The following is a 9380-nucleotide window of genomic DNA, read 5'->3' on the forward strand; positions in this document are numbered from 1 at the left end:
TCGGAAAACTCATTTTGAGTGTATCACGCGTGACCCTTTTTAGGTGTCTAGCTTAATTTTACAATCGGCGAAATTATAATATACAATCTAGGTTATATGACTGTATTAATAAGTCAATACAATTTGTAATATATTAACAAAATTTAAGCGAAGAATATAAATTGATTATGTTCCATTATCGTTCCAAAAAGCACAACAATATATGATAATGACTGATAAAAAACCAGCTTTAAAAGGGCGCCGTTGAGAAGTTTTGATAAACTATGATATTGAAGTCAAATCCCTCACTGTCCGTTAAAACTAATTGATATAGCAATGTTTAAAGCGGACATGTCTTCAATACGTGTCCGCTTTTTATTTTCCTCTATAAATTTTTCTTCATCATGTTTCCCTGAGCTGGCTTATGTTCATCGAGCGAATGGCTCTAAGTATAGTAGTATGCTTCGATATTCAGCAGAAGGGTTCAAGGTACAATTAAACTGTGAGATTAGATGTATCGAAAACCATATCAGCCCTGTCACTGTACTCAAAAATTATGAGCTGGCCTCAACCTCATTTATGTACATTTGCAAAATATTATTCTACTTGAATGAATTTCATAATTCCTAGCCCTTACAGGGCAAGGGTTTGAAAACTTAAAAAAGGAAGCACCTCCTCAAATCTTGTATAATGGTAGAGTTGTTAACACAACCATAAAAAGACTGGAGGGGCACTCCCTATGACCATTATACGTCAATCTAGTTTATTTAGCATTCAAGAACTATATGACATGGAACCTACCCAAAAATATGATGCAATTATTTCAGCAATTAATTTGGGGAAAATTTATCACAAAGTGACTAAAAGATCCCGATTTGGCGCACCGGAGGATCTTAATTACGCAGCCATGATTATTTCCCCCTTGTACGATACGTTGAACGAATCCCTACGATAAAGGATTTGGTAAGACGGCTGAACGACGACATTGCCTTTAAATTAAATTGCGGTTTCCTTGTTTCAGATAATGTGCCATCAGAGTCTTCTTATTCTCGCCTTGTCACCAAATTAATTGAGTCTAATATCCTAGAGGAAGAACGAGAAAATGTGATTCTACAAGCCATTGCCGAAGGCTTTATTACAGATGATACAGCCGCTGTTGATGCCACCCATTTTGAAGCGCGTGACCAGGCGCCACCAAAAGAAGAAAAGCACAAGCCTGAGCCCAAAAAACGTGGGCGTAAATCCAAAGAAGAACGCGAACAACGGCTGAAAGAACAAGATGAAAAGGAAGCGAACCTGCCTCTATATGAAAAGAAGATAGAAGCGCAACTAGATGTACCTTTGACTGAATTACGTGCCGAAGTTCCTCAAGACCCAAAATGGGGTGTGAAAAAGAACCCGGAAGGAAAAAATGCCTCTTGGTTTGGTTACAAGGGACCTCCCGCCATTGGTACATCAAGCCAATATATTTTACAAGCCCTTTTTTCTTCTGGAAATCTAAATAATGGTAAAGCAGCGATCCCGTTACTTAAAGGGATAGGGGAACGCCTGCAAATGCCTTCTTTGCACTATCAAACAATGGATGCTGGGTACGATTACGAACCAATATATGAACAAGTACACAGAATGGGACAACAATCTGTGATTGCTTATAACAAGCGGAATGAACCCGAACCCATCGGGTTCGATAAGCATTTTGCCCCTACTTGTTTTCGAGAACACTCTTATCGCTATGATAGTTTTGATGCAAAATACGAAACGCTAAAATATATAAGACCGAAAGAATGTAACGAATGTCCGCTGGCTAATGAAGGTATCTGTCAAAAGGTATACAAGGTTAAAATCACTCAGAACCTTCGGAAGTACACAGCGCCTGTCCGCGGTTCTAAGGCTTGGAAAACGATTTTCAAACGACGTACCGCTGTTGAACGAGTTAACGCATATTTAAAGGAATTTTTCAGTTAGACAACGTCCGCTATCGGACTGGAAAACGTGCCGAAATTCACTTTGACATGGCAACGCTGATTTATAATGCTTCAAAATTGGCAGCAGATCGTATCAATGGAAAATTAAACCAACAGCAAGCTGCATAATCGTTTTTAAAAATTATAATTTTTAATTCTGTTGGTCTTTGTAATTTTAAAATGAGCAATTATGAAATTGATTCACTTAGTATATTTTTTGTGATTCTATGCCTTTTCTGTAGTTGTTGCCGTGAGATTTGATAGAGGTAATGAAATGAGAAATTTATACGCTAATAGAATAACTTTGACTATAAAGAGATTAGTCATAGTATGTCTAATAGGCGACTTATGCTATAAGACAAATTATACATAAATTATTCCGGGAAATGGATATTCAATTATACGTGGCATTGTTCAACTTCTAGGTACAGTTAAAAGATGGCAAGGAGTCAGTCGCTATATTGCTTGGTTTAAACAAACAGAGTACTCGAGATGCGCCGTGCTGATTTAGACCATAGTAAAAGCCACTCATGAAGTGGCTTAATTTTATTCTTTCATTATTTCAATACGTTGCTTGTATTCTTCAGACACTATATCGTAATTCTCATCACTCAAACTCGGGATAATAATGTCTACCCATTCAATATCGTCCGCATCACTATTTCGCAGTAAAAAAGTTACGTCCCCTGTCGACTTAACAGCACCTAGCATTTCAGACTGTAAACCACTGTCCATTAACCACTCGCTCTCTATCTGTTCGCCCGTGCTTGTAATAAGTGTTGTCTGGTTAAGGTAAAAATCTCTTGGATCCTCCACAGTATTTTCGACTGTGTACTCGATAGTTATCATTTGTACTTCGTCTCCGAGTGAGTAACCCTCATCTTCAAAATACCATGCTGTATCTTCATCTAATTTCATGCCAAACACAACAGCGGAATTACGTGTAACAATTAGGCTACCTACTTCTTCAGTAACTTCTTCATCATTATATCCGTATATTTCTGTCAACCCATCCTCGCCGGCAAGTTCTTCGTTTGCTTCTGCAAGTGAACCCGGTTCCTCAACTTCATCAACCACTTCATCAATCTCGTCTTCAACTTCAGCAGCTTCTTCAGTAGTCTCTTCCCCAGTTGTTTCCTCAGTGACCTCTTCAGTTGGTTCGGATTTCTCAGTTTGCTCTTCTGTCGTTTCTTCAGCTACAGTTTCTTCTGACTGCTCTCCATCGGTTCCACAAGCACCGAGTAATAGTGCAGTGGCAAAGCCGCCAGTTAATAGATATTTTTTCATGATATGTAACCTCCTAGATTAAATTACATTTATTGTAACATAGGTTGCTTGTTGGCTAAGCGAGATTTCATCTATATGTTTTTTATAAAGTTTAAATATCAATTTTATTATCATTTAAGCATTGTTCGCTCAAACATATTTTGCTTATGCAACTTATATATCACAATCAAAACCTTAAGATTCAACTAAATAGAGTATATATAATTAAAAATACAGGCATGCCCATCTAAGGTATGCCTGTATTTTACAATGTGTTTATCTATATTGATTGGACGGGTTTTCGCCTTTTTCCAACTCTGCCTGATCTTCCACATCAGGGGCTCTTCCTTGTGTTTCAACATGTTTAGCAAGATCTTTTGATTTCTCATCTCTATAATCACTTTGTTTGGCCTGGGCTTTTTCCTTCATCTGTTCTTTCTGTCTTTTGCCTTCTTCTGCCTTCTGTTCTGCTACTTCTTTCATCCGTTCCTGTTGATTCTTATTTTCTTCTGACATGATCAAACACTCCTTTGTCTGTTCATTTATTTATTATTACCATATTATCCATGCTGTTAAACAATTACAGCATAATGAGATCAAATACGGGTAATTGAAAAGGGTATGTGAAGTATACTTCATCCATAATCTGGGTGTGGTCAAGGAGGATAAAATGGAAAGCCTGCTTACCTATATCATAAATAATTTTGGCTATATCGGCATCGCGTTTTTGATGGCTTTGGAAAATGTTTTTCCACCGATACCTTCTGAAGTCGTGCTGAGTTTCAGCGGGTTCACAACAACTGAATCAAACTTGAGCATGACTGGTGTTGTCGTTTCATCGACCATCGGTTCCGTCTTAGGTGCCATTGCATTATATTACTTCGGCATGTCTCAAGGCCAGAAGCGGATGGAAAATGCTGTCGACAAGTGGGGGCATATCTTCCGCCTCAATCAGGAAGATCTCCTTAAATACAATGATTGGTTCAGTAAATATGAAATAGGGGCGGTTCTTGTAAGCCGCTTCATCCCCGTGATGCGCAGCATCATATCGATTCCTGCAGGGATGGCACGAATGAACATCGTGCTGTTTCTTGCGTTGACCACTTTAGGGACCCTAATTTGGAATACTGTCCTTGTGTATCTCGGCGCTTCGGTCAGTGGCTCCTGGCAGACGATTGTCGGATATATGGATACCTACTCAAAGATCATGTATGGCATCCTGATTGCAGTGGCGCTCTTCCTCATCTTCATACTTATAGGAAGGAAAAGGAAATGATGATTTCATTGATTGATTCTCCATAGAAACCTTAAATATTTTAGTCAAAGGTATTTGCATGCGTATATTCAATCAGCATCTCCATACGTTGCATAGCCAAGTCGATTGGAACTTCAAAATAATTCGCAACATCCTGTGCTTCATATAATTTATGGCGCATAATCAGTTTTTCCGGCATCATCAGCAGCAATGCAAATTTCTCGGCCTCAGCTTCCTGCTTATAGTTGAACGCATGAGGCATTATCTGTTGATTGGTGCAATGGAGGAACATATGTCCAACTTCATGGCAAAACGATTGCCACATTTCAAAGGGATCGCCAACCTTAATGGCGATGATATCCACCCCCTGTTTATTATAATAAAAACTTGTATGGTCGTTATACATGATGTGTGCGGAAAACATGTAAGACAGGTGAGGGATGTTCAAATCCAAGTTATCTGTAATGCAAGTATCAGCCACTTCGTTGACGACTTTCTCAATTCTCATAAAATCCCCCTTAAGGAACGTATGTTCGATTTTATTCTAAAAAAATATCTGACCACCTGAAGCCTATGTGGTCAGTTTATTATTGTCTTTGAATACTGAAGTAGTTCCAAAACACTTTCCAGCGAGAACTAACCATTGTAGTTCGTGTAGAAAAAGCATTGCTTTTACCCATATTCACGATTATCTACGACAGAACGTTATTTCCCCTTGTTCTTCTTCTCAATCCAGAACTCCAACTGATCATTCAATAATTCCCTTAACTCCTGCTTGTCTGCTTCTGAAAGATTATCAAATCCTTCTTTATCAGAAAACATTAGAACGTCAGCTTCTTGCAGCGAGTTCGCTTTTTCTTTCCGATCATTTCCAAGCAGATAGTCGGTGGACACATCATGTAGTTTAGCTATCTTTACAAGCATTTCACTGTCAGGCTTTCGATGGCCATATTCATAGCTCGAATAAGTGCTGGTAGCTATGCTTAATCTACGCGCACTTTCAGCCTTGGTCCATCCCCTCTTTTCCCTAAGATGTATCAGACGGTCTCTATTCATGGCGCTCCCCGCTTTCCTAGATGTTGCTCACATGATAAGTATATGTCATTTACTCTAATAGAGAAAGTTATTTATACATAAAGAGTAATATATTCATTGACTTACTCACAAAGAGTATTATAATGAAAGTTATCAGGGCGCATATTTTAAGGTTTAAAAGTACATTGGTTGTATTATAAATCACAGCAATCAAATAAAAATTTTTGACTTAAAGTTACTCTTTAAGAGTAATATATTGGCTCTGAATTAAATCAAATCGAAGTGGAATATGCAGTAATCCAGAAAATAAGTCAACGCTGAACTGGCTGCTGAATGAATAACTGAAGAAATTAAGCAAGAAGAATGGGGATGATTGCATGACTGGTTGGATCAGTCTACACCGGTGTATAGAAGATCATTGGCTTTTCCAGGAAAAACGAAAATTCTCTAAGTTCGAAGCCTGGGTCGATTTACTGTTGATGGTCAATCATAAAGACAACAAAGTGATGTGTGATAATGAATTGATTCGAGTCGAAAGAGGACAAAGGATAACCAGTATGCGCCAGCTTGGAGAACGTTGGGGCTGGTCGAGAACGAAGGTTGATGGTTTTCTTAAATTATTGGAGAGCGATGGGATGATACTTACAGAAAAAGACACCAAAAAGACACTCCTGACCGTCATTAATTATGATGTTTATCAAAATGGAGATATACAGAAAAGACACCGGAAAGCATCTGAAAAGATACGAGAAGGACGCGCCGGGTACACGCAGGTGACACAAGGACGCACAAACAATAATGACGATAAGGTCAATAACGCATTAATAATGAACAATAATGATGATAACCCATATACATCCATGACTTATGACGCACGTGTCGGAAAGATATTTCAAGCATATGAATATTTTGGCTTCGGTGCAGTAACTGGTGCTTTAAATGCACAAGTGGAGGAGTGGTTAAAGAGGCATTCCCCAGAAATCATCATTGAGGCCATGAAAGAAACTTATGATGCAGGCAAAAAGCATCACAGTCATATCAACGGCATTCTATCCCGCTTTCAGGCTGACGGCTTAGATACTATAGAAAAGGTCAAAGCGGACAAACGGCGGTTTGAACGTGATAATCTAAAGCGCATGCAGCACTCTTACCAACGGAAGCAACGTGAGCAACCGGGTGAAGTGGCGCCATCATGGTTGAATGATGAGAACAGATCGAAATCTGGTGGGGCAACAGAGCCAATCAAGACGGCGGGCGAAGACCCTGAGATTCAAAAGATGATTACGGAATTCAGAAGCGGCGGATAGGTGAGATGACAAAAATAGTGTATGTACAATAACCAGAACTGATCATAAGAGAAGCGTTGAGCCATTACAAAGCTTGCTCGTATTTGAGAATGAAACGATATATAGAAGAGACGCAAGATGGTTGGTGGAGAAGTTCTTATGCTCCCAGCCACAATCAAACTTTAAAATGGGTGGAGTTGAATTATGAAATATACAACTGAAACATACTCGACAGAAAAGATTATGGACATGATCAATAGTTATCCGTATTATATCTCGAAAATAAAAGAATTGCGCGCGCAATATAACTCAGATGTAGGCGGTGGAGCGACTGCTCAATATGGCATCGAATCCGTTATGCCAAAAGCACAGGGCACAACCAGTGACCCCGTACACAATGAAGTGGAAAGACGGCTGAAGAGGGGGGCTGAACTATCTCGTCTTGAAGCGAGAGCACGATATATCCAAAATAGGTGGAGCCGTATTACAGATGAACGTATGGCGCTGGTCTTCAACCTAAGGCTTGATGGCATGACGTACCAAAGTATCGCGGAAGAGGTTGGGGTGTCAACGACACGCGTCTATCAGATCATGAAGGAGGCATGCTTGTTGATGAAGGACTGAAAAAGTTGAAAATGCTGAAATTGTTATAAAAATGATGAGTATGTGGGGGACCTTATATAGAATTAAAGATGGATAGAGAGGATGAAATGCTTGGCCGCACAATTTTCCTCCATTGATCTCGTTTTAAATTCAAATACTGCGAAGACACTCATGTGAGTGTCTTTTTTGTTTGTTGGCAAACATTAACAATCTTGAATAGAACAATACACAAAAAGTAGGGGGTGAAGCAGTGAGAAAGGAGATTTGTCGGCCAAGTTATCTCTGATGATCTATCAGCATTACCGGAAAGACATACTAAAGATATGGGTCTGCTGAGAAGCGGCCTCTTTTTTATGAAAAAAAGGGGGTGGTCAATATGCGCTTGAATATAAGTGAAGGAGTGATTTGATGCCAGTAGATGAAAAAGATATCGTCATTAAGCTATTTGACCGCTTGGGACAGATAGATGGCAAACTGAGCGGGCTGGAGCAGATACGGGAGCGTGCGGATGAGGCATATGACAAGTCCAATAAGGCGTTCGATATGTGCCGACAAAACGAGAAAAAGGTGAAAGAGCTCAAACTGACATTGAAATGGGCAGCCGGTTTTGCAGCCGGGATATTGGTGCCATTCATTATATTTGTACTTGGGTTCATCTTCATATAATGAAAGGAGGTGAAAATGATGGAAGGAATACTGCTGTTCAGTGGGGTCATAGCAAGTATCACACTCGGCCTCGTAGAAGTGTTGAAACGTACCCAAAAGATAAAGAAGAATTTTCTGCCGTTGGTCAGTGTAACAATTGGTGCAGGTCTTGGTGCCTTGAGCGCATTAGTGCCTGAACTGGGTGCTGATTTATCAATGGGCGGCAGGGTGTCCGCAGGCCTGATCAGCGGACTGATGGCTACAGGTGCATGGGAAGTTGCGAAAAGAAGAGAAGGGTTTACAACAGACACTCTAAAATAGGGTGTCTTTTTTATTTCAAATTTAAAAAAATCAAGGAGTGTTGAATATGAGTAAAGTAATTGCATTGGATATTGGACATGGGAACAACACATTCCCGCCAGGTAAAGGTGTCTACAAAGATGGAAAAGGATATGCGGAATTTGATTTTAATAATAAGTTAGGGAAACGCGTAAAACGTCTGCTTGAACATAACGGCTTTAAGGTCATTATGGCACAGCCATTCGACAGCAAAGATGTATATCTTGTGAATCGTACCAACTATTACGGCAGCAAGCGTCCAGATCTTGGAATCTCCCTACATGCCAATGCTGGGACAGAAAGTGCAAATGGGCGTTGTGCATTCTACTGGTATACCAGTAGACAAGGTAAACAGTTCGCAACGAACATCATCAACAATATGAAAAAGAAGGGGTATAGCATCCACGGCAATGGACTGCATGCAGCCCAATATAACTCTTGGACAAACCTTCACATCATCAGGGAATCCACTACTTTTCCGATGGTCCTGGTGGAGCATGGATTTATGACAAACAACTTAGATTTTCCATTGATCTTCGGAAATAAACAAGAACGGTACATTACAGATATGGCGGACTGTGATGTCAAAGCGGTATGTGACTACTTTGGCGTGCAATTCAAGACACTCTCAAATGTAGGCGCGCCTGCACCTGAAGAAGAATGGCAGACTAATCAATATGGTACACAATATCTCAAAACAAGCGGCACTTTTAAAGTCGGGGGCACACGCATCATGTCCCGCATTGGCAGTCCGTTCCTGTCCGCTCCAAAAGGGGGGTATGAAAATCCAGGATGGTCAACTGAATACAGTTATCTATTGAGGCAAGATAATCACATATGGATCGAACACTATGTAAATGGTCAGACGAAATATCTGCCTGTTAAAACATGGAATAGTGTCACTGGTGAAGTCGGGCCAGATTGGGGCACGTTTAGTTAATAAAAACATACTAAGATTAGTACCACAGGACCCGGCCAGGTCCTGTGGTACTATTTTCATATAGTAGG

The 9380-nt window shown here is 40.0% G+C and carries 10 protein-coding genes and 1 pseudogene; 7 read left to right on the forward strand and 4 right to left on the reverse strand.

Annotation, left to right across the window (positions count from 1 at the left end; genetic code table 11):
- Positions 1-718 precede the first annotated feature (718 nt).
- Positions 719-2072: pseudogene (locus ACFFLE_RS07140) on the forward strand (transposase).
- Between the two features lie 417 nt (positions 2073-2489).
- Here ACFFLE_RS07140 and ACFFLE_RS07145 read toward each other — a convergent pair.
- Together ACFFLE_RS07145 and ACFFLE_RS07150 are read right to left on the reverse strand one after the other, a co-directional pair.
- Positions 2490-3230 (reverse strand): hypothetical protein, encoded by a 741-nt coding sequence (locus tag ACFFLE_RS07145; protein ID WP_380570453.1) that lies wholly within the window; start codon positions 3228-3230, stop codon positions 2490-2492.
- Positions 3231-3485: 255 nt separating this feature from the next.
- The gene (locus tag ACFFLE_RS07150) at positions 3486-3725 is read right to left on the reverse strand and encodes a hypothetical protein (RefSeq protein ID WP_380570454.1); all 240 of its coding nucleotides are present in this window, start codon (positions 3723-3725) and stop codon (positions 3486-3488) included.
- A 154-nt stretch (positions 3726-3879) separates the two neighbouring features.
- Between ACFFLE_RS07150 and ACFFLE_RS07155 the strand changes: the two genes are divergently transcribed.
- Positions 3880-4485, forward strand: coding sequence for a DedA family protein (locus tag ACFFLE_RS07155; protein WP_380570455.1), 606 nt, complete (start codon positions 3880-3882; stop codon positions 4483-4485).
- A gap of 40 nt (positions 4486-4525) precedes the next feature.
- Here the strand turns inward: ACFFLE_RS07155 and ACFFLE_RS07160 are convergent, their stop codons facing one another.
- Both ACFFLE_RS07160 and ACFFLE_RS07165 read right to left on the reverse strand, forming a co-directional pair.
- Positions 4526-4972 carry an ImmA/IrrE family metallo-endopeptidase gene (locus tag ACFFLE_RS07160; RefSeq protein WP_380570456.1) on the reverse strand — a complete coding sequence of 149 codons (447 nt, stop codon included), beginning with the start codon at positions 4970-4972 and terminating at the stop codon, positions 4526-4528.
- Between the two features lie 197 nt (positions 4973-5169).
- Positions 5170-5520, reverse strand: a complete 351-nt coding sequence (locus tag ACFFLE_RS07165) for a helix-turn-helix domain-containing protein (protein WP_380570457.1) — start codon at positions 5518-5520, stop codon at positions 5170-5172.
- A 356-nt stretch (positions 5521-5876) separates the two neighbouring features.
- On the opposite strand from ACFFLE_RS07165, the gene ACFFLE_RS07170 reads away from it, so the two are divergent.
- The 5 genes from ACFFLE_RS07170 to ACFFLE_RS07190 all read left to right on the forward strand — a co-directional run bounded on the left by ACFFLE_RS07170 (position 5877) and on the right by ACFFLE_RS07190 (position 9312).
- Positions 5877-6806, forward strand: coding sequence for a DnaD domain-containing protein (locus tag ACFFLE_RS07170; RefSeq protein WP_380570458.1), 930 nt, complete (start codon positions 5877-5879; stop codon positions 6804-6806).
- 183 nt (positions 6807-6989) lie between these two features.
- Complete coding sequence (locus tag ACFFLE_RS07175; RefSeq protein WP_380570459.1) at positions 6990-7409, forward strand: sigma factor-like helix-turn-helix DNA-binding protein; 420 nt, start codon at positions 6990-6992, stop codon at positions 7407-7409.
- A 387-nt stretch (positions 7410-7796) separates the two neighbouring features.
- Complete coding sequence (locus ACFFLE_RS07180; RefSeq protein ID WP_380570460.1) at positions 7797-8054, forward strand: hemolysin XhlA family protein; 258 nt, start codon at positions 7797-7799, stop codon at positions 8052-8054.
- 15 nt (positions 8055-8069) lie between these two features.
- On the forward strand, positions 8070-8354 hold the full coding sequence (locus tag ACFFLE_RS07185; protein WP_380570461.1) for a holin: 285 nt from the start codon (positions 8070-8072) through the stop codon (positions 8352-8354).
- Between the two features lie 46 nt (positions 8355-8400).
- Positions 8401-9312 (forward strand): N-acetylmuramoyl-L-alanine amidase, encoded by a 912-nt coding sequence (locus ACFFLE_RS07190; protein WP_380570462.1) that lies wholly within the window; start codon positions 8401-8403, stop codon positions 9310-9312.
- Positions 9313-9380: the final 68 nt, after the last annotated feature.

The sequence above is a fragment of the Salinicoccus siamensis genome, assembly GCF_042429615.1.
GTDB classification, from domain to species: Bacteria; Bacillota; Bacilli; order Staphylococcales; family Salinicoccaceae; genus Salinicoccus; species Salinicoccus siamensis.